We start from the raw sequence: 24,137 nt of genomic DNA, 5'->3' as shown, positions 1-24,137 counted from the left end.
TGTGTCGCATTGCCGGATGGCGCTGACGCGCATCCGGCAAACCGTTACAGCGGAGAGTCCTGGCTAATTTCATCGAGAGACAGGTGGAAACTGGGGACGAAGACTTCCATAAAGTAATCCATCTCCGGGCTGCGACGTGACTCCAGCGTTCTTTCCAGCCGCGTCTTTGCCAGCAGGAATTCATTATTTCCTGCCGACAACTCTTCCAGACACTTCAGATACGCACACAGCGCATCGGCCTGTTTCACAATTGACTTTTCTTCTTCGCTATACGCATGTTCATCAATCAGCGGCGCAAAAATATCCCGCAGCTCATCGGGCACCATATCGACCAGTTTCTGCTGAGCAATTTTCTCAATAGCCTTATATTCCTGGGCGATTTGCGAATTGAAATATTTCACCGGCGTGGGCAGATCTCCGGTCAGCACTTCTGAGGCATCGTGATACATCGCCAACAGCGCAATGCGTTCGGCATTAACCTGACCGGCAAACTTGCGGTTTTTGATCGCCGCCAGCGCGTGAGCCACCATTGCGACCTGGAGGCTGTGCTCAGAGACGTTTTCTGTGCGCACATTGCGCATTAAAGGCCAGCGGTTAATGAGTTTGAGGCGGGAGAGGTGGGCAAAAAAATGGCTCTGCTTCATAGTGACCTTTTCATGATGACAACCTGGAGGTCATTGTGCGCAGAGAAGGCCGCTGGATGCAAATACTCGTCTCATCCATGAGACTCACCCTTTCGGTCCGTCACTCCGCGACGTTCAAATCTGTTCCTGACAGATTTATCATTCACCCCAGTCACTTACTCGTGTAAGCTCCCGGGGATTCATTGTGTCGTCGCCTGCCTGCAACGCGAATTATGTAGAGCATTCTGGCAGTTGATTTTTGGATTAAAGCTGGTGATATCCCGACAGGAAGCGTTCAAATTTGCTCAGCGACATTTCTATGTCGTCGATGCGGGGCAGGGTGACGATGCGCACGTGATCCGGCCACGGCCAGTTAAATGCCGTCCCCTGAACCAGCAGGACTTTTTCCTGTAACAGAAAATCGAGCACCATTTTCTGGTCGTCATGAATATTGAAGCGTTTAGCGTCAATTTTCGGGAACATATATAGCGCGCCGCGCGGCTTCACGCAGGAGACGCCCGGAATATCGTTGATCAATTCCCAGGCGCGATTGCGCTGCTCATACAGGCGACCGCCGGGCATGATGAATTCACTGATACTCTGGTAACCGCCCAGCGCCGTCTGAATGGCGTGCTGTGCCGGCACGTTGGCGCAAAGACGCATTGATGCCAGCATCTCCAGCCCTTCGATATAACCTTTCGCATGCTTCTTCGGCCCGTTGAGAACCATCCAGCCCTGACGGAATCCGGCTACACGATAGGTTTTGGACAGACCGTTAAAAGTTACGGTCAGTAGATCCGGTGCCATCGCGGCGATGGAATGGTGCTCGGCGTCGTCATACAGGATCTTATCGTAGATCTCGTCGGCAAAAATAATGAGGTCATTCTGCCGCGCGATCTCAACGATCTCCATCAACAGCTCTTTAGAATAAACCGCACCGGTCGGGTTGTTCGGGTTAATGATAACGATCCCACGGGTGCGCGGCGTGATTTTTGCGCGGATGTCATCAAGGTCCGGGAACCAGTCGGATGACTCATCGCACAGGTAATGCACCGCATTGCCGCCGGAAAGCGCGACCGCCGCCGTCCACAACGGATAATCCGGCGCGGGCACCAGCATTTCGTCCCCACTGTTCAGTAATGCCTGCATCGCCTGCACAATCAGCTCCGAAACGCCATTGCCGATGTAGATATCTTCGACGGTGACGTCACGCATGCCACGCGCCTGATAGTGCTGCATGATGGCTTTACGTGCGGAATAGAGGCCTTTGGAATCGGAATAACCCTGCGCAGTCGGCAGATTACGGATGACATCCACCAGAATTTCATCGGGGGCGTCAAAGCCAAAAGGGGCGGGGTTACCAATGTTCAGTTTCAGAACCTTATTGCCTTCTTCTTCAAGGCGCTTCGCTTCCTTCAGAACAGGACCGCGGATGTCATAACAGACGTTATCTAATTTGCTGGATTTCTCAATGGGGGACATGAACCTTGACCTTTATGCTGTTATCACCACTTCCTGCCGTGGAAGTCAGTTTGGAACAATGTACTCCCCCGGCGGGGCGTTTTGAAGGCTTTGCAGAAGAAGATTTTGCTGAATGGTGACATGCTATTGTGTTGTTATTGACTGGTTTTTTCTTGTTTTGTAGATATAAAAGCAAATTATGTTAATTTTTACAGCATGATATTTTGATTTTACCACTCACTGGCGGCCGATTCTCTTGCTTGTAAAAAGGTTCTGCGCTCGTGAAATTTCGGGGAAAATTCTTACGTCATTTAATAATTCGTAAATACTGAAAGATTAATCGCTGGCCGTGTTATCGGGATGTACGGGAACCCTGGCGGTGTAAATCTAATGTTAAGCAGGATTTATGAATGACCAGGAATCTCATTAATTATTATTTAATAATTAAAAAGGCTTTACGCAAGGCGCGAATAATAGCTAGTTGATTTGAGAAACATAACAAAACTTTGCATCAGATCATTCGCATTAAAGCTTATAAATAAAAAGGTTTTAGGTTAAGATACGCATGATGAAATGACATGTGGTCGCATGATTTGTTAATATCCCGGATGGGTCTTTGTGGCTAACTTACTGCCATGTATGCTTATTTCTCGTTGATGTATGCCCGGTTCCATTCTTTACATTTACACTTTTTACATCCAGACAATGGCAGAAATCTGCATACGCTTTAATAGGTCAGCCCGTTCTTAACGAAATAACCTGAGAGGTCGCGTAAGGTATTATTACGTAAGAAAGAGGGTAGCATTTCGTCAGTCACATGATATACCTATTTACTTTCACCTGCTGCCCGCGGGTGACTCTGCTAAGGAAGCGCATTACAAACGGAATTGCTTGATTTTGTATGCACAGCATTAACAAGCTCAGTATGAGCCGCCAGTAAGTGAAAAATTATGATAAATGCAAATCGTCCGATAATTAACCTCGACCTCGATCTGCTGAGAACATTTGTTGCTGTTGCCGATCTGAACACATTTGCAGCTGCGGCTGCAGCGGTGTGTCGTACTCAGTCTGCGGTGAGCCAACAGATGCAGCGCCTTGAGCAACTCGTGGGGAAAGAACTCTTCGCTCGTCACGGTCGTAACAAACTGTTGACTGAACACGGCATTCAACTGCTGGGTTACGCCAGAAAAATTTTACGTTTCAATGATGAGGCTTGCTCATCATTGATGTTCAGCAATCTTCAGGGAGTATTAACTATTGGGGCTTCTGATGAATCCGCCGATACGATACTGCCTTTCCTTCTGAATCGCATTAGTTCGGTTTATCCGAAGCTTGCGCTGGATGTCAGGGTGAAGCGAAATGCTTTCATGCTCGACATGCTGAAATCGCAAGAGGTGGATCTGATCGTCACCACCAACCGTCCCGGGGCGTTTGAGAGCCTGACGCTGCGTACCTCACCGACACACTGGTACTGTGCCGCAGAGTATGTGCTGCAAAAGGGCGAACCGGTTCCGCTGGTGCTGTTGGATGATCCCAGTCCGTTCCGCGATGTGGTCCTTGCCACCCTGAATGCGGCGAACATCCCGTGGCGACTGGCCTATGTAGCGTCAACACTGCCAGCCGTGCGCGCGGCGGTGAAGGCCGGTCTCGGCGTGACGGCGCGCCCGGTAGAAATGATGAGTCCGGATCTGCGCGTGCTGGGAGCGGTTGATGGATTGCCGCCGTTGCCGGACACCGAATACCTGCTGTGCCGTGACCCGGCATCGAAGAACGATTTGGCGCAGGTTATCTATCAGGCGATGGATACCTGGCAGAATCCGTGGCAGTACAGCCCCATTACCCCAGAAGGGGGAGATGATTCCGTGCTGGTCCAGGGAGACTATGAGTAACGGGTCACAAAAAAAACATTAAAAATGGCAAGTGTAAAAAAGAGCCACTGGAGATTAAAAAACATCCAGTGGTTCTTTTTTTGTACTAATATCCTTAACGGACAGGAGGGAAAAGGTAAAAATCCTCATAAATCAGCGAGTAGACGTTGCAATTAAAAAACGCGTAAAAAATAAGCGAAATTTGCAACACAACGCTCTCATGTTAAAAAACGCGAGAAATTGTTGCTGTTTTTTGAGGTGGATTAACAAAAGCGTGTCACAGATCAAGAAAATACTCCCTTTTAGGGGAAGGCTTTTGGATCAATTCCTGTCAAAATAGGCGCGTTTTTTCCTACTTACTTCACAACGGACACGATTCAACAACATCCACATTTAGCCTGTGAATCGATCGACACAGTGCTAAAGCGCATTAAATGTTAAGGGTGTTGTTATCATGTAAATTAATGTGAGGAAACTTTTGTTAAAGTTGACAAAAGGTTATAGAAAGGAGTAAAAAACCCCATCAATTGGCTGTCTAAAACATTTTCTGCAGCGATTGTAAGGTTTTTTTTATTCCTCCCCATGAATCGATGTGGCGTTCATCTGCCGAAAAGAGCAGAGAATTTGGCGCTACTTTTGATGAGTAAGCAATGAGTATGTCAACATCCACTGAAGTCATCGCTCATCACTGGGCATTCGCTATCTTTCTTATTGTTGCCATTGGCCTGTGCTGCCTGATGCTTATCGGCGGTTGGTTTTTAGGCGGTCGCGCACGCGCGAGGTCAAAAAACACCCCGTTTGAATCAGGTATCGACTCGGTCGGCACCGCCCGCTTACGCCTGTCTGCCAAGTTTTATCTGGTAGCCATGTTCTTCGTTATCTTCGACGTTGAAGCGCTGTATCTGTTCGCATGGTCGACCTCTATCCGCGAAAGTGGTTGGGTAGGCTTTGTGGAAGCTGCAATTTTTATTTTTGTGTTACTGGCAGGTCTGGTTTATCTGGTGCGTATTGGCGCGCTGGACTGGACGCCCGCGCGTTCACGCCGCGAGCGTATGAACCCGGAAACGAACAGTATCGCTAATCGTCAACGCTAACCGCGAGGCATTAAGATGGATTATACGCTCACCCGCATAGATCCTAACGGTGAGAACGACCGTTACCCCCTGCAAAAACAGGAGATCGTAACCGACCCCCTGGAACAGGAAGTTAACAAAAACGTGTTCATGGGCAAACTGCATGACATGGTTAACTGGGGTCGCAAAAACTCAATCTGGCCTTATAACTTCGGCCTTTCCTGCTGCTACGTTGAGATGGTGACGTCATTCACCGCCGTGCATGACGTGGCGCGCTTTGGCGCGGAAGTCCTGCGTGCTTCACCGCGTCAGGCTGACCTGATGGTGGTCGCGGGGACCTGCTTTACCAAAATGGCGCCGGTCATTCAGCGTCTCTACGATCAGATGCTGGAGCCGAAATGGGTGATTTCCATGGGCGCATGTGCCAACTCCGGCGGTATGTACGATATTTATTCGGTAGTGCAGGGCGTTGATAAGTTTATCCCTGTGGATGTTTACATCCCGGGTTGCCCGCCGCGTCCGGAAGCGTACATGCAGGCGTTAATGCTGTTGCAGGATTCCATTGGCAAAGAACGTCGTCCGCTCTCCTGGGTGGTTGGCGATCAGGGCGTTTATCGCGCCAACATGCAGTCAGAGCGCGAGCGTAAACGCGGCGAACGCATTGCAGTAACGAATCTGCGTACACCAGACGAGATTTAATTTGCGCCTGTCGGCAGCAGCATTTTACTTCGCCTATCACTACATAAATCGCGCGAAGCTCTGTCGACAGTCACCACGGACCATTTGCAATGGTGAACAATATGACCGACTTAACCGCGCAAGAAGCCGCATGGCAGACCCGGGATCACCTTGATGACCCGGTCATCGGCGAACTGCGCAACCGTTTTGGGCCGGATGCCTTTACCGTTCAGGCGACTCGCACCGGGGTACCCGTTGTTTGGGTCAAGCGTGAACAATTACTGGAAGTGGGCGATTTCTTAAAGAGATTGCCGAAACCTTACGTCATGCTGTTTGACTTACACGGCATGGACGAACGTCTGCGCACACACCGCGAAGGGTTACCCGCCGCGGATTTTTCCGTTTTCTACCACCTGATTTCCATTGAACGCAATCGCGATATCATGCTCAAGGTGGCATTGTCTGAAAACGATCTGCGTGTGCCGACCTTCACCAAACTGTTCCCGAACGCCAACTGGTATGAGCGTGAAACCTGGGAAATGTTTGGTATTGATATCGAAGGTCACCCGCACCTGACTCGCCTGCTGATGCCACATACCTGGCAGGGCCATCCGCTGCGTAAAGACTACCCGGCGCGCGCCACCGAATTCGATCCGTTTGAGCTGACCAAAGCGAAGCAGGATCTGGAAATGGAAGCGCTGACCTTCAAACCGGAAGACTGGGGCATGCAGCGCAGTACTGAAAACGAGGACTTCATGTTCCTCAACCTCGGTCCGAACCACCCGTCTTCACACGGTGCATTCCGTATTGTTCTTCAGCTTGATGGCGAAGAGATTGTCGACTGTGTGCCTGATATCGGTTACCACCACCGTGGTGCTGAAAAGATGGGCGAACGTCAGTCCTGGCACAGCTACATTCCGTATACCGACCGTATCGAATACCTCGGCGGCTGCGTCAACGAGATGCCGTACGTGCTGGCAGTGGAAAAACTGGCGGGTATTACCGTACCGGATCGCGTTAATGTTATTCGCGTGATGCTCTCCGAGCTGTTCCGCATTAACAGCCATCTGCTGTATATCTCGACGTTTATTCAGGACGTCGGCGCCATGACGCCGGTCTTCTTTGCCTTTACCGACCGTCAGAAAATCTACGACATCGTAGAAGCGGTCACCGGCTACCGTATGCACCCGGCCTGGTTCCGTATTGGCGGCGTGGCGCATGACCTGCCGCGCGGCTGGGACAAACTGCTACGTGAGTTCCTCGACTGGATGCCGAAGCGTCTGGCTTCTTACGAGAAAGCCGCACTGCAAAACACCATTCTGAAAGGGCGTTCGCAGGGCGTGGCCGCTTACGGCAAGAAGGAAGCGCTGGACTGGGGCTGCACCGGTGCGGCGCTGCGTGCGACCGGTATTGATTTCGACGTGCGAAAAGCACGCCCTTACTCTGGCTACGAAAACTTTGACTTTGAAGTGCCGGTTGGCGGCGGGGTTTCCGACTGCTACACCCGCGTAATGCTGAAAGTGGAAGAGTTGCGCCAGAGTCTGCGCATCCTTGAGCAGTGCCTCAACAACATGCCGGAAGGCCCGTTCAAAGCGGATCATCCGCTGACGACGCCGCCGCCGAAAGAGCGCACCCTGCAACATATCGAAACCCTGATCACCCACTTCCTGCAAGTGTCGTGGGGCCCGGTTATGCCGGCGAATGAGTCCTTCCAGATGGTGGAAGCGACCAAGGGTATCAACAGTTACTACCTGACCAGCGATGGCAGCACCATGAGTTATCGTACCCGTATTCGTACCCCGAGCTACGCGCATTTGCAGCAGATCCCGGTGGCAGTACGTGGCAGCCTGGTGTCCGACCTGATCGTCCATCTGGGTAGTATCGATTTTGTTATGTCAGATGTGGACCGCTAATTATGCACGAGAATCAACAACCACAAACCGAGGCTTTTGAGCTGAGTGCGGCAGAGCGTGAAGCCATTGAGCACGAGAAGCACCACTACGAAGACCCGCGTGCGGCGTCCATTGAAGCGCTGAAAATCGTTCAGAAGCAGCGTGGCTGGGTGCCGGACGGTGCGATCCATGCGATCGCCGATGTGCTGGGGATCCCGGCCAGCGATGTCGAAGGTGTTGCGACGTTCTACAGCCAGATCTTCCGCCAGCCGGTGGGTCGCCACGTGATCCGCTATTGCGACAGCGTGGTGTGCCATATCAATGGTTACCAGGGAATTCAGGCTGCGCTGGAGAAAAAGCTCAACATCAAGCCGGGGCAGACGACCTTCGACGGTCGCTTTACGCTGCTGCCGACCTGCTGCCTGGGGAACTGCGATAAAGGGCCGAACATGATGATCGATGAGGATACTCACGCTCACCTGACCCCGGAAGGCATTCCTGAACTGCTGGAGCGGTATAAATGAAAGACATTATCCGTACTCCCGAAACGCATCCGCTGACCTGGCGTCTGCGTGATGACAAACAGCCTGTGTGGCTGGACGAATACCGTAGTAAGAACGGCTACGAAGGTGCGCGTAAGGCGCTGACCGGTCTGTCTCCGGACGAGATCGTCAACCAGGTCAAAGACGCTGGCCTGAAAGGGCGCGGCGGCGCAGGCTTTTCCACCGGTCTGAAGTGGAGCCTGATGCCAAAAGACGAATCCATGAACATCCGCTACCTGCTGTGTAACGCTGATGAAATGGAGCCGGGCACCTATAAAGACCGCTTACTGATGGAACAACTGCCGCACCTGCTGGTGGAAGGCATGCTGATCTCCGCGTTTGCGCTGAAAGCATACCGGGGCTACATCTTCCTGCGCGGTGAATACATTGAAGCCGCTGTGCATCTGCGCCGTGCGATTGCGGAAGCGACCGAAGCCGGTCTGCTCGGCAAAAACATTATGGGCACCGGTTTTGACTTCGAACTGTTTGTTCACACCGGGGCAGGGCGCTATATCTGCGGTGAAGAAACGGCGCTGATCAACTCTCTTGAAGGCCGCCGCGCTAACCCGCGCTCGAAGCCGCCGTTCCCGGCGACCTCCGGCGCGTGGGGCAAACCGACCTGCGTCAACAACGTGGAAACGCTGTGTAACGTTCCGGCGATCCTCGCCAACGGCGTGGAGTGGTACCAGAACATTTCGAAGAGCAAAGATGCCGGCACCAAGCTGATGGGCTTCTCGGGTCGCGTGAAGAATCCGGGACTGTGGGAACTGCCGTTCGGCACGACTGCGCGTGAGATCCTCGAAGACTACGCGGGCGGCATGCGCGATGGACTGAAGTTCAAAGCCTGGCAGCCCGGCGGCGCGGGAACAGACTTCCTGACCGAAGCGCACCTCGATCTGCCAATGGAATTTGAGAGCATTGGTAAAGCCGGCAGCCGTCTGGGTACGGCGCTGGCGATGGCGGTTGACCACGAGATTGGCATGGTGCCGCTGGTGCGTAACCTGGAAGAGTTCTTTGCCCGTGAATCCTGCGGATGGTGTACGCCATGTCGTGACGGCCTGCCGTGGAGCGTAAAAATTCTGCGAGCGCTGGAGCGTGGCGAAGGCCAGCCTGGAGATATCGAGACACTTGAGCAACTGTGTCGTTTCCTCGGTCCGGGTAAAACCTTCTGTGCACACGCACCGGGCGCGGTTGAGCCGCTACAGAGCGCCATTAAATATTTCCGCGAAGAATTCGAAGCTGGCATCAAGCAGTCGTTCAGCAATACCCACGCGATTGGTGGTATTCAGCCGAACCTGCTGAAAGAGCGCTGGTGATTGCAGGCCTCTGAGCCTGTATCGCGATATGAAATTCGATTAACGCTTAGTCCCTGACTAAGCCAACTGGAAGCATGCTGACTATGGCTACGATTCATGTAGACGGCAAAGAATATGAGGTCAACGGAGCGGACAACCTGCTGGAAGCTTGTCTGTCTCTCGGCCTTGATATTCCGTACTTTTGCTGGCATCCGGCGCTGGGAAGCGTTGGTGCTTGCCGCCAGTGTGCGGTGAAGCAATACCAAAACGCGGAAGACACGCGTGGTCGCCTGGTGATGTCTTGTATGACACCGGCAACCGAAGGCACGTTTATTTCGATTGACGACGAAGAAGCGAAACAGTTCCGCGAAAGCGTGGTGGAGTGGTTAATGACCAACCACCCGCACGACTGTCCGGTCTGTGAAGAGGGCGGTAACTGCCACCTTCAGGATATGACCGTGATGACCGGCCACAGTTTCCGTCGCTATCGTTTCACCAAACGTACTCACCGCAACCAGGACCTGGGGCCGTTCATCTCTCATGAAATGAACCGCTGCATCGCCTGTTATCGCTGTGTGCGTTACTACAAAGATTATGCAGACGGCCAGGATCTGGGCGTGTATGGCGCGCACGATAACGTCTATTTCGGACGTCCGGAAGACGGTACCCTGGAGAGCGAATTCTCCGGTAACCTGGTGGAAATCTGCCCAACCGGCGTATTCACCGATAAAACGCACTCCGAACGCTATAACCGTAAGTGGGACATGCAGTTTGCGCCAAGCATCTGCCAGCAGTGTTCCATTGGCTGTAACACCAGCCCGGGTGAGCGCTACGGCGAACTGCGTCGCATCGAAAACCGTTATAACGGGACCGTTAACCACTACTTCCTCTGCGACCGCGGTCGTTTTGGCTATGGTTACGTGAACCTGAAAGACCGTCCGCGTCAGCCGGTACAGCGTCGTGGCGATGACCTGATCACCCTCAACGCCGAACAGGCGATGCAGGGCGCGGCAGATATTCTGCGTCAGTCAAAGAAAGTGATTGGCATCGGCTCACCGCGTGCCAGCGTTGAGAGCAACTTCGCGTTGCGTGAACTGGTCGGGGCGGAAAACTTCTATACCGGAATTGCACAATCCGAGCAGGAACGTCTGCAACTGGCACTGAAAGTGCTGCGTGAAGGCGGTGTGCATACCCCGGCGCTGCGTGATATCGAATCTTACGATGCGGTGCTGGTGCTGGGCGAAGACATCACCCAGACCGGGGCTCGTGTTGCGCTGGCCGTGCGTCAGGCGGTGAAAGGTAAAGCACGCGAAATGGCGGCAGCCCAGAAAGTGGCTGACTGGCAGATTGCGGCAATCCTCAACATCGGTCAGCGCGCGAAGCATCCGCTGTTCGTCACCAACGTGGATAACACCCGTCTGGATGATATTGCGGCCTGGACCTACCGTGCGCCGGTTGAAGATCAGGCGCGTTTAGGCTTCGCGATTGCCCATGCGCTGGACAACAATGCGCCAGCCGTTGACGGCATCAGCAGCGATCTGCAAAACAAAATCGACGTGATCGTCCAGGCGCTGGCCGGGGCGAAAAAACCGCTGATCATTTCCGGTACGAACGCCGGTAGCGCTGAAGTGATTCAGGCGGCTGCCAACGTGGCGAAAGCGCTGAAAGGTCGCGGTGCTGACGTCGGCATCACGATGATTGCCCGTTCGGTTAACAGTATGGGCCTGGGCATTATGGGCGGCGGTTCGCTGGATGATGCGTTGACGGAACTGGAAACCGGCCGTGCAGACGCGGTGGTGGTGCTGGAAAACGATCTGCATCGTCATGCGTCGGCAACGCGCGTGAATGCTGCGCTGGCAAAAGCGCCGCTGGTGATGGTGGTTGACCATCAGCGTACGGCGATCATGGAAAACGCCCATCTGGTGCTTTCCGCCGCCAGCTTTGCCGAGAGCGACGGTACGGTCATCAACAATGAAGGCCGCGCTCAGCGTTTCTTCCAGGTTTACGATCCGGCGTACTACGACAGCAACACCATTATGCTGGAAAGCTGGCGCTGGCTGCATTCGCTGCACAGCACCGTGCAGAACCGCGAAGTAGACTGGACCCAGCTTGACCACGTGATCGACGCTGTCGTGGCTGCGATGCCTGAACTGGCCGGTATTAAAGATGCTGCGCCGGATGCCACCTTCCGCATTCGTGGACAGAAACTGGCGCGTGAGCCGCACCGTTACAGCGGTCGTACGGCGATGCGCGCGAACATCAGCGTTCACGAACCGCGTCAGCCGCAGGACAAAGACACGATGTTTGCCTTCTCAATGGAAGGGAACAACCAGCCGTCTGCGCCGCGTTCACAGATTCCATTTGCCTGGGCTCCGGGCTGGAACTCTCCACAGGCGTGGAACAAGTTCCAGGATGAAGTGGGCGGGAAACTGCGCCATGGCGATCCGGGTGTGCGTCTGATCGAAGCAACAGAAGGCGGTCTGGATTACTTCACGACCGTTCCGGCGAGCTTCCAGGCGCAGGACGGACAGTGGCGTATCGCGCCGTACTACCATCTGTTTGGTAGCGATGAACTGTCTCAGCGTGCGCCGGTCTTCCAGAGCCGCATGCCGCAACCGTACATCAAACTCAACCCGGCTGATGCCGCGAAGTTGGGCGTGAATGCCGGTACCCGCGTCTCCTTTAGCTACGATGGCAACACGGTCACGCTGCCGGTTGAAATCGCCGAAGGTCTCACGGCAGGGCAGGTCGGTTTGCCGATGGGCATGCCGGGCATTGCTCCTGTTCTGGCGGGAGCGCGTCTTGAGGATCTGCAGGAGGCACAACAATGAGTTGGATAACACCGGATCTTATCGATATCCTGCTGACCATCCTCAAAGCGGTGGTGATCCTGCTGGTGGTGGTCACCTGCGGGGCGTTCATGAGCTTTGGCGAACGTCGTCTGCTGGGCCTGTTCCAGAACCGCTACGGACCGAACCGTGTCGGCTGGGGCGGTTCGCTCCAGCTGGTCGCGGACATGATCAAGATGTTCTTTAAAGAAGACTGGATCCCGAAATTCTCGGATCGCGTCATCTTTACCCTTGCGCCAATGATCGCCTTTACCTCACTGCTGCTGGCGTTTGCCATTGTGCCGGTGAGTCCGGGTTGGGTGGTTGCGGATCTGAACATCGGGATCTTGTTCTTTCTGATGATGGCGGGTCTGGCAGTGTATGCGGTGCTGTTCGCCGGTTGGTCGAGTAACAACAAATATTCGCTGTTGGGTGCGATGCGTGCATCTGCGCAAACGCTCAGCTACGAAGTGTTCCTCGGACTTTCCCTGATGGGCGTGGTGGCGCAGGCGGGTTCATTTAACATGACCGACATCGTCAACAACCAGGCTGATATCTGGAACGTTATTCCGCAGTTCTTTGGTTTTGTCACCTTCGCTATCGCGGGCGTGGCGGTGTGTCACCGTCATCCGTTTGACCAGCCGGAAGCCGAGCAGGAACTGGCCGATGGTTACCACATTGAATACTCCGGGATGAAATTCGGTCTGTTCTTTGTGGGGGAATACATCGGTATCGTCACCATTTCTGCGCTGATGGTTACCCTGTTCTTCGGTGGCTGGCATGGCCCGTTCTTACCACCATTCATCTGGTTCGCGCTGAAAACCGCGTTCTTCATGATGATGTTCATTTTGATTCGTGCGTCATTACCGCGTCCTCGTTATGACCAGGTAATGTCCTTCGGCTGGAAGATCTGCCTGCCGCTGACGCTCATCAACTTGCTGGTAACGGCGGCTGTCATTCTCTGGCAGGCGCAATAAGGGGCACAAAGACCATGACCTTAAAAGAATTGTTAGTAGGCTTCGGCACCCAGGTACGCAGTATCTGGATGATCGGCCTGCATGCGTTCGCGAAACGCGAAACGCAGATGTACCCGGAAGAGCCGGTCTATCTACCGCCCCGTTTTCGTGGTCGCATTGTTCTGACGCGCGACCCGGACGGCGAGGAACGCTGCGTTGCCTGTAACCTGTGTGCGGTAGCGTGTCCGGTAGGCTGTATCTCTCTGCAAAAAGCAGAGACCAAAGACGGTCGCTGGTATCCGGAGTTTTTCCGCATTAACTTCTCACGCTGCATTTTCTGCGGTCTGTGCGAAGAAGCCTGTCCGACAACCGCGATTCAACTTACGCCAGATTTCGAACTGGGTGAGTACAAGCGCCAGGATCTGGTTTACGAGAAAGAGGATCTGCTGATCTCCGGTCCGGGTAAATATCCGGAATATAACTTCTACCGGATGGCAGGTATGGCAATCGACGGCAAAGATAAGGGCGAAGCAGAGAACGAAGCCAAGCCTATCGACGTCAAGAGCCTGTTACCGTAAGGAGAGGGGCAATGGAGTTCGCTTTTTATATCTGTGGCCTGATCGCCATTCTCGCAACCTTGCGGGTGATCACCCATACCAATCCGGTGCACGCGCTGCTGTACCTGATTATTTCGCTGCTGGCGATTTCTGGGGTGTTCTTCTCGTTGGGCGCTTACTTCGCGGGTGCGCTGGAAATTATCGTTTACGCGGGCGCCATTATGGTGCTGTTCGTGTTTGTGGTGATGATGCTCAACCTGGGCGGTTCTGAAATCGAACAGGAACGCCAGTGGCTGAAGCCGCAGGTGTGGATTGGCCCGGCAATTCTGTCGGCCATCATGCTGGTGGTGATTGTTTACGCCATTCTGGGTGTTAACGATCAGGGTATCGACGGCACGCCAATCAGCGCGAAAGCGGTAGGTATTACCCTGTTCGGGCCTTACGTACTGGCGGTTGAACTGGCATCCATGCTGCTGCTGGCAGGTCTGGTTGTAGCCTTCCACGTTGGACGCGAAGAGCGTTCGGGTGAAGTGCTGAGCAACCGTAAAGACGACAGCGCGAAAAGAAAAACGGAGGAGCACGCATGATCCCCTTACAACATGGACTGATCCTCGCTGCGATTTTATTCGTTCTGGGTTTAACCGGTCTGGTTATCCGCCGCAATCTGCTGTTTATGCTGATTGGTCTGGAAATCATGATCAACGCTTCCGCGCTGGCCTTTGTGGTCGCCGGTAGCTACTGGGGCCAGACCGATGGTCAGGTGATGTATATTCTCGCCATCAGCCTTGCGGCTGCCGAAGCGAGTATTGGACTTGCGCTGTTGCTGCAACTTCATCGCCGTCGCCAGAACCTGAACATTGATTCAGTAAGTGAGATGCGTGGATGAACATGCTTGCCTTAACCATCATTCTGCCATTGATTGGCTTTGTCCTGCTGGCGTTCTCTCGCGGACGCTGGTCAGAAAATCTCTCCGCAACCGTGGGCGTAGGCTCCATTGGTCTGGCGGCGCTGGTCACTGCCTTTGTCGGTATGGACTTCTTCGCCAACGGCAAGCAGGCGTTCAGCCAGCCGCTGTGGACGTGGATGTCTGTCGGTGACTTCAACATTGGTTTCAACCTGGTACTGGACGGCCTGTCGCTGACCATGCTGTCGGTCGTCACCGGTGTCGGCTTCCTGATCCACATGTTCGCATCCTGGTATATGCGCGGCGAAGAGGGCTACTCCCGCTTCTTCGCTTACACTAACCTGTTTATCGCCAGTATGGTTGTTTTGGTGCTGTCCGATAACCTGCTGTTGATGTACCTCGGCTGGGAAGGCGTGGGCCTCTGCTCTTATCTGCTGATCGGCTTCTACTACACCGATCCGAAGAATGGCGCTGCGGCGATGAAAGCGTTTGTCGTGACCCGTGTGGGTGACGTGTTCCTCGCGTTCGCACTGTTCATTCTGTACAACGAGCTGGGCACCCTGAACTTCCGTGAAATGGTTGAACTGGCGCCAGCACACTTCGCCGCAGGCAACAATATGTTGACGTGGGCGACGTTGATGTTGCTGGGTGGTGCGGTCGGTAAATCGGCACAGCTGCCGTTGCAGACATGGCTGGCTGACGCGATGGCGGGCCCGACGCCTGTCTCCGCGCTGATCCACGCCGCAACGATGGTTACCGCCGGTGTCTACCTGATTGCCCGTACGCATGGCCTGTTCCTGATGACCCCGGAAATTCTGCATCTGGTCGGCATCGTGGGTGCGGTGACGCTGGTGATGGCAGGTTTTGCCGCACTGGTGCAAACCGACATCAAACGCGTACTCGCCTATTCCACCATGAGCCAGATCGGTTACATGTTCCTGGCGCTGGGCGTTCAGGCATGGGATGCGGCGATTTTCCACCTGATGACGCACGCCTTCTTTAAAGCGCTGCTGTTCCTGGCATCCGGCTCTGTCATTCTGGCCTGCCATCACGAACAGAACATCTTCAAGATGGGCGGTCTGCGTAAGTCCATTCCGCTGGTTTATCTCTGCTTCCTGGTGGGCGGTGCGGCGCTGTCGGCGCTGCCGTTGATTACCGCAGGCTTCTTCAGTAAGGATGAGATTCTGGCAGGCGCGATGGCAAATGGTCATATCAATCTGATGGTGGCAGGTCTGGTCGGTGCGTTCATGACCTCCCTGTATACCTTCCGTATGATTTTCATCGTGTTCCACGGTAAAGAACAAATTCATGCTCATGCAGGGAAGGGGATTACTCACCACCTGCCGTTGATTGTCCTGATGATCCTGTCCACCTTCGTAGGCGCGCTGATTGTGCCGCCGCTGCAGGGGGTACTGCCACAGACAACTGAACTTGAGCATGGCCGCGTGATGACCCTGGAAATAACTTCTGGCGTGGTAGCGATTGCGGGCATCCTGATTGCCGCATGGCTGTGGCTGGGTAAACGTACGCTTGTGACCTCGATTGCCAACAGTGCACCGGGCCGTCTGCTGGGGACCTGGTGGTATAACGCCTGGGGCTTCGACTGGCTGTACGACAAAGTGTTCGTTAAGCCGTTCCTTGGCGTCGCCTGGCTGCTTAAACGCGATCCGCTCAATGCCCTGATGAACGTACCGGCAATCCTTTCCCGCTTCGCAGGTAAAGGCTTGCTGTTCAGCGAGAACGGTTATCTGCGCTGGTATGTCGCGTCAATGAGCATCGGTGCGGTTGTCGTGCTGGCACTGCTGATGGTACTGCGTTGAGTTTGCGGGTCGGGATTGTGCCCGGTGGCACTGTGCTTACCGGGCCTACGAGGCCGTAGGTCGGGTAAGCGTTAGCGCCACCCGACACAACAAACCCAAAAATAATTTTTAGAATTCGTTGAAAATCTGTTCCTGATGTACAGGCGTCATCGGCGAAGTCAAACCGGAGACCGCCAGCGCAGAGCAACCGGAGCGTACTGAAGTACGTGAGGATTGCGAGCACTGCCGGGATTTGGGCTGACGAGTGAGATAGCCTGAGCAGGAGTAAATATAAGGGACATACTTAGCTATGTTATTACCCTGGTTGATACTAATCCCCTTTATCGGTGGCTTCCTGTGCTGGCAGACCGAACGCTTTGGCGTGAAGGTGCCGCGCTGGATCGCGCTGATCACCATGGGACTGACGCTCGCGCTTGGCCTGCAACTGTGGCTACAGGGCGGTTATTCGCTGACGCAGTCTGCTGGCATTCCGCAGTGGCAGTCTGAATTTGTCCTGCCGTGGATCCCACGCTTTGGCATCTCGATTCACCTGGCCATCGACGGCTTGTCGCTGCTGATGGTGGTGCTGACCGGTCTGCTTGGCGTTCTGGCGGTGTTGTGTTCCTGGCGAGAAATCGAAAAATACCAGGGCTTCTTCCACCTGAACCTGATGTGGATCCTGGGCGGCGTGATCGGCGTGTTCCTTGCCATCGACATGTTCCTGTTCTTCTTCTTCTGGGAAATGATGCTGGTGCCGATGTACTTCCTGATCGCGCTGTGGGGCCACAAGGCGTCCGACGGTAAAACGCGTATCACGGCGGCAACCAAGTTCTTCATTTATACCCAGGCGAGCGGTCTGGTGATGCTGATTGCTATCCTGGCGCTGGTGTTTGTTCACCACAATGCGACCGGCGTGTGGACCTTCAACTATGAAGACCTGCTGAAAACCCCGATGTCTCACGGCGTCGAATATCTGCTGATGCTGGGCTTCTTCATCGCGTTTGCGGTGAAAATGCCGGTGGTTCCGCTGCACGGCTGGCTGCCGGATGCGCACTCCCAGGCACCGACCGCAGGTTCCGTTGACCTCGCCGGTATTCTGCTGAAAACCGCCGCTTACGGTCTGCTGCGTTTCTCCCTGCCGCTGTTCCCGAACGCGTCAGCGGAGTTCGCACCTATCGCGATGTGGCTGGGCGTCATCGGTATCTTCTACGGTGCATGGATGGCGTTCACGCAGTACGACATTAAACGTCTGATCGCCTACACCTCGGTTTCACACATGGGCTTCGTGCTGATTGCCATCTACACCGGCAGCCAGCTGGCGTACCAGGGGGCGGTGATTCAGATGATCGCGCACGGCCTGTCCGCTGCGGGTCTGTTCATTCTGTGTGGTCAGTTGTACGAACGACTGCATACTCGCGACATGCGCATGATGGGCGGTCTGTGGGGCAAGATGAAATGGTTGCCAGCACTGTCCATGTTCTTCGCGGTGGCGACGCTGGGTATGCCGGGCACCGGTAACTTCGTTGGCGAATTTATGATCCTGTTCGGCAGCTACCAGGTCGTTCCGGTGATCACCGTGATTTCGACCTTTGGTCTGGTGTTTGCCTCTGTTTACTCGCTGGCGATGCTGCATCGCGCTTACTTCGGTAAAGCGAAGAGCCAGATTGCACAACAAGAACTGCCAGGGATGTCGCTGCGTGAGCTGTTTATCATCCTGTTGCTGGTCGTGCTTCTGGTACTGCTTGGCTTCTATCCGCAGCCGATTCTGGATACCTCGCATTCTGCGATGAGCAACATCCAGCAGTGGTTTGTTAATTCCGTTACTACTACAAGGCCGTAAATCGCCATGACAATAACTCCACAACACCTGATTGCGCTGCTACCGCTGCTGATCGTCGGCTTGACGGTGGTGGTTGTGATGCTCTCCATTGCGTGGCGACGCAATCACTTCCTCAATGCCACGCTGTCGGTCATTGGGCTTAACGCCGCGCTGGTTTCGCTCTGGTTTGTTGGCCAGGCTGGCGCGATGGATGTCACCCCGCTGATGCGGGTTGACGGTTTCGCGATGCTCTACACCGGACTGGTTCTGCTGGCGAGTCTGGCGACCTGTACTTTTGCCTATCCGTGGCTGGAAGGCTATGACGATAACCGGGAAGAGTTCTACCTGCTGGTGCTGATTGCCGCGCTGGGTGGCATTCTGCTGGCGAACGCGAATCATCTGGCGGCGCTGTTCCTTGGTATCGAACTGATCTCCCTGCCGCTGTTTGGTCTGGTGGGCTATGCCTTCCGTCAGAAACGTTCGCTGGAAGCCAGTATCAAATACACCATCCTGTCTGCCGCCGCCTCTTCATTCCTGCTGTTTGGTATGGCACTGGTGTACGCGCAGTCTGGCAACCTGTCGTTTGTGGCGCTCGGTAAGAGCCTCGGCGACGGTATGCTGAACGAGCCGCTGCTGCTGGCAGGCTTCGGGATGATGATTGTTGGTCTGGGCTTTAAACTCTCTCTGGTTCCGTTCCACCTGTGGACGCCAGATGTCTACCAGGGCGCACCGGCCCCGGTTTCCACCTTCCTGGCGACGGCGAGCAAAATCGCTATCTTCGGCGTGGTGATGCGTCTGTTCCTGTACGCGCCGGTTGGCGACAGTGAAGCGGTTCGCGTGGTACTGGGCGTGATTGCCTTTGCTTCCATCATCTTCGGTAACCTGATGGCGCTGAGTCAGACTAACATCAAGCGTCTGCTGGGTTATTCGTCTATCTCTCACCTCGGCTACCTGTTGGTGGCGCTGATTGCTCTGCAAAGCGGCGAGATGTCCATGGAAGCGGTCGGCGTTTACCTTGCCGGTTACCTGTTCAGCAGTCTCGGCGCGTTCGGCGTGGTCAGCCTGATGTCCAGTCCGTACCGCGGCCCGGATGCCGATTCTCTGTTCTCCTACCGTGGGCTGTTCTGGCATCGTCCGATCCTTGCGGCAGTGATGACGGTAATGATGCTGTCTCTGGCGGGTATCCCGATGACGCTGGGCTTTATCGGTAAGTTCTATGTGCTGGCCGTCGGTGTACAGGCGCACCTGTGGTGGCTGGTTGCCGCTGTGGTGGTCGGTTCCGCGATTGGTTTGTACTACTATCTGCGTGTTGCCGTGAGTCTGTACCTGAGTGCGCCGCAGCAGCTTAACCGCGATGCGCCGTCTAACTGGCAGTACAGCGCGGGCGGCATTGTGGTACTGATCTCCGCACTGCTGGTGCTGGTGCTGGGTATCTACCCGCAGCCGCTGATCAGTATTGTGCAGTTAGCTGCACCGCTGATGTAAGCGACAAGCCATAAACGAAAAACCCGCCGAGGCGGGTTTTTTTATGGGTGAAGAATCATCAGGCAATTAACTGACGGCTGACCAGCGGGCCGCTGATGTTTTGCGCCGCGCGGTCCATCACTTCCTGAATAACGGATGACAGTTCATTCACTTCAAACTTCGCCACGTAGCCATCGGCTTTCACTTTGCGGACGTGATCTTCGTTGGCGCTGCCGGAAAGGGAAGAGTGGATCACCACCGGGATTTTCTTCAGCCGCTCGTCGGTTTTGATTTTCCGGGTCAGGGTGAAACCATCCATTTCCGGCATTTCCAGATCGGTTAGCACCAGCGCGATCTTCTCGCTAATCGCTTTGCCTTCCGCTTCTGCTTCCTGCGCCAGTTGCTGAATTTTGTCCCACGCATCTTTACCGGTGACGTGCATTTGATGAGGAATGTCCATGGCCGTCAGACCTTTCTCCAGCATCGCGCGGGCCACGCGGGAGTCTTCCGCGACGATGGCGACGGCTCCGGGGGTGATGTTGAACTTATTGGTTTTCAGTTCCGTCGCGCGCAGATCGTGATTCGATGGCACGATGTCATACAGGATCTGTTCCACGTCGAGCACCAGCGCCAGGTTGTTGGTCTCTTTGTCTTCATCCAGACAGGCGATGCTGGTGATATAGCGGCCGTTCACCGCTTTCTCTGCGGTGTGTACCTGCTTCCAGTCCAGACGCATGATGTTCTCTACCGACTCGACGGCGAAGGCCTGCACGCTACGGGCGTATTCGGTGATTAACAGAATGTTGAGCCCATTCTCCGGCTTACAACCGGCAACGGCGGGGAGATCAATGACCGGAATCACCTGGTCGCGAATATTGACCATGCCCAGCAATGGCGCCTTCATCCCCGCCGGACGGGTAAAGGCAGGCATGGGTACAATTTCGCGCAATTTGAACACGTTAATGCCAAACAGCTCTGATTTCTGTTCGTGCAGGGAGTTTCCCAGACGAAACAGCAGCAGTTCAAAGCGGTTGGACAGGGTCAGATTCGCCCTGTCATCGATATCTTTCTGGAAATTGTCCATGCTGTCCTCAGTGTGAATACTGCGTTTTTACTGTTATCGGCACTGAGAGCGAAAAATGGAGCACTAAACCGTGAAAATGGCGAAATCGTCGGCAAGTTCAGTGGAGGGAAAGATAGCCTGACACTCTGCCAGCAGTCGCTGGCAACCCGCGGCGTCATAGCGTGAACTGACGTGTGTCATGATGAGTTTGCCGACTGCAGCTTCCCGTGCCAGCAGCGCCGCCTGGCGGGTAGAACTGTGTCCACGGCTGTTGGCCTTTTCTTCCATTGACGTATCCAGCGTGGTCTCGTGAATCATCACGTCGACCCCTTTCGCCAGCGCAAGCGCGGATGCGCACGGAGCGGTATCACCAAAAATCGCGACTGTTTTACCGGGCGTCACCGGGGCAAGGAAATCGGCCCCGCGTATTACGCTGCCGTCGTCCAGGGTGACCGTTTTGCCAGCTTTCAGATCCTGGAACCAGGGACCGGCTTTCACCCCAGCGGCTTTCAGCGCTCTGGCGTTTAACGCACCGGGTTTATCATGCTCCTCAACGCGGTAGCCGTAACACTCCAGCGGGTGTTCAAGCGGGTAAGCTGTTACTTTTCGCAGTCCGTCATCGAGAATTTCCCCGGCGGTGATTTCGACGATTTCCAGCGGATAGTCAGTCCAGGAGCCGCTCAGACGCAGTGCGGTTTCAGTAAACTCACGCAGTCCCTTCGGGCCGTAAAGTGTCAACGGGTGAGCATTGCCCGCCATCGAACGACTGCATAATAAACCCGGCAAACCGAACAGATGATCGCCGTGCAGATGGCTGATGAAAATCCGTTCAATTTTGCCGGGATGATATGCCGTGTTCAACATCTGATGCTGCGTGCCTTCACCACAGTCAAACAGCCACAGCGCGGGCTGCGTCGGGTGCTGATGATGCAGCAAAATGGCCGTCACGTTTCGCGCACGCGTGGGCACGCCAGCCGAGGTACCTAAAAAGAGAAATTCCATTATTTCATTACACTTTTGAAAAATAATCTGGCTAGTATAAATCGTTTACGGAAAAAGGAGCGCACGATGATTACCTGGCAAGACCTGCATCATTCGGAATTAACCGTCCCACAGCTCTATGCGCTGTTAAAACTGCGCTGTGCGGTGTTTGTTGTGGAACAGAACTGTCCCTATCTCGACGTGGACGGCGATGATCTGGTGGGTGAAAACCGCCATATTCTTGGCTGGCATGATGGCGAACTGGTGGCGTATGCGAGGATTCTGAAAAGTGCTGAAGAACTGGAGCCCGTAGTGATTGGACGGGTGATCGTCAGTGAAGCGTTACGCGGTGAAAAACTGGGCCAAAACTTGATGGCGCAGACGCTGGTATCCTGCCAGCAACACTGGCCGGAGAAGGCGCTGTATCTGGGCGCACAGGCGCATTTGCAGGCATTCTATGCACGATTTGGTTTTGCACCGGTCACCGACGTCTATGAGGAAGATGGCATCCCTCATGTGGGGATGGCGCGCGAAGCGGTTCAGGCGGGATCCTGAGTCATTGTCTATAGTTAGGGGCAGGTTTACTAACATGGAGAACGAGAATGTCTTATCAATTTGGTGATTCGCGTATTGATGACGACCTGACGTTGCTGAGTGAAACGCTGGAAGAGGTGCTACGTTCCTCAGGAGATCCTGCCGATCAAAAGTACATCGAGCTGAAAGCGCGGGCGGAACAGGCGCTGGATGAGGTCAAAAATCGCGTAAGTCAGGCTTCAGATAGCTACTATTATCGTGCCAGACAGGCCGTTTATCGTGCGGATGACTATGTGCACGAAAAGCCCTGGCAGGGGATTGGCGTTGGCGCGACGGTCGGACTGGTGCTCGGCTTACTGCTGGCACGACGCTAACCCGTAAGCGAGATCGCATTGACTCCCTAAACTGGGGTACTGCTTTTTTTCCGCAGTACCCCGTATAATGTGAGGTTTTTAACAGGGAGAGGTCCGCGTGCATTCACTCACTACTGCGCTGGAAGGTCTGACGCGTCTTTTGTCGCAGGCGATCCCGGCGGCACCTGGCATTCGGGTTCTCGATGTTCCTTTTCCCCTTAATGACGCTTTCGATGCGTTAAGCTGGCTGGCAAGTCAGTCCATTTATCCGCAATTTTACTGGCAGCAGCGCAACGGTGATGAAGAGGCCGCCGTGCTGGGCGTCGTTGCGTCCTTTTCTTCTCTCGATGAGGCGCAATGCTTTCTTCGTCAACATCCGCAGCAAACCGACCTGCGTATCTGGGGACTGAACGCGTTCGATCCTCAGCAGGGCAACCTGGTGTTACCGCGTCTTGAGTGGCGGCGCTGCGCAGGCGTGGCGGTGCTGCGCCTGCATCTGTGGAGTGATGTTTCTCTGCGCGAGGATGCTGACCGGGCGCTGACTTTTCTCGCCTCGCTGGCGAGTGTAAAACCGTTGCCGACATTGCGGCTGAGCAAAACCGGTGAACAGCACTGGCCTGAAAAAGCGGGCTGGATCAACCTGATTGAGCAGGCCACTCAGACGATTGCTGAAGGCGAACTGGAGAAAGTGGTGCTGGCGCGCGCCAGCGATCTGCACTTTTCTCGCCCGGTGAATGCCGCTGCTGTGATGGCTTCAAGTCGCCGTTTGAACCTGAACTGCTACCATTTTTACATGGCGTTTTCTGCGCAGAGCGCGTTCCTGGGCTCGTCTCCCGAACGTCTCTGGCGACGCCGCGATACTGCGCTCCGTACCGAGGCGCTCGCCGGGACGGTAGCAAATCATCCTGACGATTATAAGGCCTGGCAACTGGGCGAATGGCTGATGAAGGACGACAAAAATCAGCGCGAAAATATGCTGGTGGTCGAGGATATCTGCCAGCGCCTGCAGGAGTACACGCATTCGCTGGACGTTTTACCGCCGCAGGTGCTGCGGTTGCGAAAAGTGCAGCATTTGCGACGCTGCATCTGGACGGCGCTGAATCAGGCGGATGACACGCTGTGTTTACTGCAACTGCAGCCGACGGCTGCCGTCGCCGGGATCCCACGCGAACGGGCGCGGGCGTTTATTCAGCAACATGAACCTTTTGCGCGGGAATGGTACGCCGGGTCGGCGGGCTATCTGTCATTACAGCAAAGCGAATTTTGTGTCTCGCTGCGCTCGGCGAAAATCAGCGGTAACGTGGTTCGACTGTATGCCGGCGCGGGTATCGTTCGCGGGTCAGATCCTGAGCAGGAGTGGCAGGAAATCGACAATAAAGCCGCTGGCCTGCGATCTTTGTTACAGATGGATGGATAATGAGTTACATATTCCCGACTCATATCAATA

The 24,137-nt window shown here is 54.7% G+C and carries 21 protein-coding genes; 17 read left to right on the top strand and 4 right to left on the bottom strand.

The window, feature by feature from the left end:
- Positions 1-44: 44 nt before the first annotated feature.
- Together yfbR and alaA are read right to left on the bottom strand one after the other, a co-directional pair.
- Positions 45-644, bottom strand: coding sequence for a 5'-deoxynucleotidase (gene yfbR, locus AL479_RS01585; protein ID WP_061074808.1), 600 nt, complete (start codon positions 642-644; stop codon positions 45-47).
- A gap of 243 nt (positions 645-887) precedes the next feature.
- The gene (alaA, locus tag AL479_RS01580) at positions 888-2,105 is read right to left on the bottom strand and encodes an alanine transaminase AlaA (RefSeq protein WP_061074807.1); all 1,218 of its coding nucleotides are present in this window, start codon (positions 2,103-2,105) and stop codon (positions 888-890) included.
- Positions 2,106-3,034: 929 nt separating this feature from the next.
- Between alaA and lrhA the strand changes: the two genes are divergently transcribed.
- The 14 genes from lrhA to nuoN all read left to right on the top strand — a co-directional run bounded on the left by lrhA (position 3,035) and on the right by nuoN (position 19,780).
- A complete protein-coding gene (gene lrhA, locus AL479_RS01575) occupies positions 3,035-3,973 on the top strand; it encodes a transcriptional regulator LrhA (RefSeq protein WP_061074806.1) in 939 nt (312 codons plus the stop codon).
- Positions 3,974-4,602: 629 nt separating this feature from the next.
- The gene (gene nuoA, locus AL479_RS01570; protein ID WP_042317806.1) at positions 4,603-5,046 is read left to right on the top strand and encodes an NADH-quinone oxidoreductase subunit NuoA; all 444 of its coding nucleotides are present in this window, start codon (positions 4,603-4,605) and stop codon (positions 5,044-5,046) included.
- Positions 5,047-5,061: 15 nt separating this feature from the next.
- Complete coding sequence (gene nuoB / locus AL479_RS01565) at positions 5,062-5,724, top strand: NADH-quinone oxidoreductase subunit NuoB (RefSeq protein ID WP_003028075.1); 663 nt, start codon at positions 5,062-5,064, stop codon at positions 5,722-5,724.
- 89 nt (positions 5,725-5,813) lie between these two features.
- Complete coding sequence (nuoC, locus tag AL479_RS01560; protein WP_081093629.1) at positions 5,814-7,616, top strand: NADH-quinone oxidoreductase subunit C/D; 1,803 nt, start codon at positions 5,814-5,816, stop codon at positions 7,614-7,616.
- Between the two features lie 2 nt (positions 7,617-7,618).
- Positions 7,619-8,119, top strand: coding sequence for an NADH-quinone oxidoreductase subunit NuoE (gene nuoE / locus AL479_RS01555; RefSeq protein WP_042317807.1), 501 nt, complete (start codon positions 7,619-7,621; stop codon positions 8,117-8,119).
- Positions 8,116-9,453 (top strand): NADH-quinone oxidoreductase subunit NuoF, encoded by a 1,338-nt coding sequence (nuoF, locus tag AL479_RS01550; RefSeq protein ID WP_042317808.1) that lies wholly within the window; start codon positions 8,116-8,118, stop codon positions 9,451-9,453. Before nuoE ends, nuoF begins: the two co-directional genes overlap by 4 nt.
- Positions 9,454-9,536: 83 nt before the next feature.
- Positions 9,537-12,263, top strand: a complete 2,727-nt coding sequence (nuoG, locus tag AL479_RS01545; RefSeq protein WP_061077908.1) for an NADH-quinone oxidoreductase subunit NuoG — start codon at positions 9,537-9,539, stop codon at positions 12,261-12,263.
- Positions 12,260-13,237 carry an NADH-quinone oxidoreductase subunit NuoH gene (gene nuoH / locus AL479_RS01540; RefSeq protein WP_061074804.1) on the top strand — a complete coding sequence of 326 codons (978 nt, stop codon included), beginning with the start codon at positions 12,260-12,262 and terminating at the stop codon, positions 13,235-13,237. The genes nuoG and nuoH overlap by 4 nt, the downstream gene beginning before the upstream one ends.
- A gap of 14 nt (positions 13,238-13,251) precedes the next feature.
- Positions 13,252-13,794 carry an NADH-quinone oxidoreductase subunit NuoI gene (nuoI, locus tag AL479_RS01535; protein WP_005129470.1) on the top strand — a complete coding sequence of 181 codons (543 nt, stop codon included), beginning with the start codon at positions 13,252-13,254 and terminating at the stop codon, positions 13,792-13,794.
- 11 nt (positions 13,795-13,805) lie between these two features.
- Positions 13,806-14,360 (top strand): NADH-quinone oxidoreductase subunit J, encoded by a 555-nt coding sequence (gene nuoJ, locus AL479_RS01530; protein ID WP_042317811.1) that lies wholly within the window; start codon positions 13,806-13,808, stop codon positions 14,358-14,360.
- The gene (nuoK, locus tag AL479_RS01525) at positions 14,357-14,659 is read left to right on the top strand and encodes an NADH-quinone oxidoreductase subunit NuoK (protein WP_000612644.1); all 303 of its coding nucleotides are present in this window, start codon (positions 14,357-14,359) and stop codon (positions 14,657-14,659) included. Before nuoJ ends, nuoK begins: the two co-directional genes overlap by 4 nt.
- Positions 14,656-16,497 (top strand): NADH-quinone oxidoreductase subunit L, encoded by a 1,842-nt coding sequence (nuoL, locus tag AL479_RS01520; protein WP_061074803.1) that lies wholly within the window; start codon positions 14,656-14,658, stop codon positions 16,495-16,497. Before nuoK ends, nuoL begins: the two co-directional genes overlap by 4 nt.
- A gap of 289 nt (positions 16,498-16,786) precedes the next feature.
- Entirely contained in the window at positions 16,787-18,316 is a 1,530-nt protein-coding gene (gene nuoM / locus AL479_RS01515) for an NADH-quinone oxidoreductase subunit M (RefSeq protein WP_043000021.1), read from the top strand.
- 6 nt (positions 18,317-18,322) lie between these two features.
- Positions 18,323-19,780, top strand: a complete 1,458-nt coding sequence (nuoN, locus tag AL479_RS01510; RefSeq protein WP_042317815.1) for an NADH-quinone oxidoreductase subunit NuoN — start codon at positions 18,323-18,325, stop codon at positions 19,778-19,780.
- A gap of 58 nt (positions 19,781-19,838) precedes the next feature.
- Here the strand turns inward: nuoN and AL479_RS01505 are convergent, their stop codons facing one another.
- Both AL479_RS01505 and rbn read right to left on the bottom strand, forming a co-directional pair.
- A complete protein-coding gene (locus AL479_RS01505; protein WP_044258510.1) occupies positions 19,839-20,843 on the bottom strand; it encodes a chemotaxis protein in 1,005 nt (334 codons plus the stop codon).
- Between the two features lie 63 nt (positions 20,844-20,906).
- Positions 20,907-21,824, bottom strand: coding sequence for a ribonuclease BN (gene rbn / locus AL479_RS01500; RefSeq protein ID WP_061074802.1), 918 nt, complete (start codon positions 21,822-21,824; stop codon positions 20,907-20,909).
- 66 nt (positions 21,825-21,890) lie between these two features.
- Between rbn and AL479_RS01495 the strand changes: the two genes are divergently transcribed.
- From AL479_RS01495 to menF, 3 genes are all read left to right on the top strand, one after another.
- Positions 21,891-22,358: a GNAT family N-acetyltransferase gene (locus AL479_RS01495; protein WP_061074801.1), complete on the top strand. Its 468-nt coding sequence runs from the start codon at positions 21,891-21,893 to the stop codon at positions 22,356-22,358.
- 47 nt (positions 22,359-22,405) lie between these two features.
- Positions 22,406-22,711 (top strand): stress response protein ElaB, encoded by a 306-nt coding sequence (gene elaB / locus AL479_RS01490; protein WP_061074800.1) that lies wholly within the window; start codon positions 22,406-22,408, stop codon positions 22,709-22,711.
- Between the two features lie 97 nt (positions 22,712-22,808).
- A complete protein-coding gene (gene menF, locus AL479_RS01485; protein ID WP_061074799.1) occupies positions 22,809-24,107 on the top strand; it encodes an isochorismate synthase MenF in 1,299 nt (432 codons plus the stop codon).
- The last annotated feature ends 30 nt before the right edge of the window (positions 24,108-24,137 follow it).

Origin of the sequence: Citrobacter amalonaticus, from assembly GCF_001559075.2 — a bacterium.
In the GTDB taxonomy this organism is placed as follows: Bacteria; Pseudomonadota; Gammaproteobacteria; order Enterobacterales; family Enterobacteriaceae; genus Citrobacter_A; species Citrobacter_A amalonaticus_F.
This window is presented reverse-complemented; position numbering and strand designations above follow the sequence as displayed.

Coding starts and splice junctions, on each gene's coding strand:
- nuoA (WP_042317806.1), top strand. CDS start 4,603: ATGAGTATGTCAACATCCACTGAAGTCATCGCTCATCACTGGGCATTC.
- AL479_RS01505 (WP_044258510.1), bottom strand. CDS start 20,843: ATGGACAATTTCCAGAAAGATATCGATGACAGGGCGAATCTGACCCTG.
- lrhA (WP_061074806.1), top strand. CDS start 3,035: ATGATAAATGCAAATCGTCCGATAATTAACCTCGACCTCGATCTGCTG.
- nuoC (WP_081093629.1), top strand. CDS start 5,814: ATGGTGAACAATATGACCGACTTAACCGCGCAAGAAGCCGCATGGCAG.
- nuoN (WP_042317815.1), top strand. CDS start 18,323: ATGACAATAACTCCACAACACCTGATTGCGCTGCTACCGCTGCTGATC.
- rbn (WP_061074802.1), bottom strand. CDS start 21,824: ATGGAATTTCTCTTTTTAGGTACCTCGGCTGGCGTGCCCACGCGTGCG.
- elaB (WP_061074800.1), top strand. CDS start 22,406: ATGTCTTATCAATTTGGTGATTCGCGTATTGATGACGACCTGACGTTG.
- nuoL (WP_061074803.1), top strand. CDS start 14,656: ATGAACATGCTTGCCTTAACCATCATTCTGCCATTGATTGGCTTTGTC.
- nuoK (WP_000612644.1), top strand. CDS start 14,357: ATGATCCCCTTACAACATGGACTGATCCTCGCTGCGATTTTATTCGTT.
- nuoG (WP_061077908.1), top strand. CDS start 9,537: ATGGCTACGATTCATGTAGACGGCAAAGAATATGAGGTCAACGGAGCG.
- AL479_RS01495 (WP_061074801.1), top strand. CDS start 21,891: ATGATTACCTGGCAAGACCTGCATCATTCGGAATTAACCGTCCCACAG.
- nuoB (WP_003028075.1), top strand. CDS start 5,062: ATGGATTATACGCTCACCCGCATAGATCCTAACGGTGAGAACGACCGT.
- alaA (WP_061074807.1), bottom strand. CDS start 2,105: ATGTCCCCCATTGAGAAATCCAGCAAATTAGATAACGTCTGTTATGAC.
- nuoJ (WP_042317811.1), top strand. CDS start 13,806: ATGGAGTTCGCTTTTTATATCTGTGGCCTGATCGCCATTCTCGCAACC.
- nuoE (WP_042317807.1), top strand. CDS start 7,619: ATGCACGAGAATCAACAACCACAAACCGAGGCTTTTGAGCTGAGTGCG.
- nuoF (WP_042317808.1), top strand. CDS start 8,116: ATGAAAGACATTATCCGTACTCCCGAAACGCATCCGCTGACCTGGCGT.
- nuoM (WP_043000021.1), top strand. CDS start 16,787: ATGTTATTACCCTGGTTGATACTAATCCCCTTTATCGGTGGCTTCCTG.
- nuoI (WP_005129470.1), top strand. CDS start 13,252: ATGACCTTAAAAGAATTGTTAGTAGGCTTCGGCACCCAGGTACGCAGT.
- yfbR (WP_061074808.1), bottom strand. CDS start 644: ATGAAGCAGAGCCATTTTTTTGCCCACCTCTCCCGCCTCAAACTCATT.
- nuoH (WP_061074804.1), top strand. CDS start 12,260: ATGAGTTGGATAACACCGGATCTTATCGATATCCTGCTGACCATCCTC.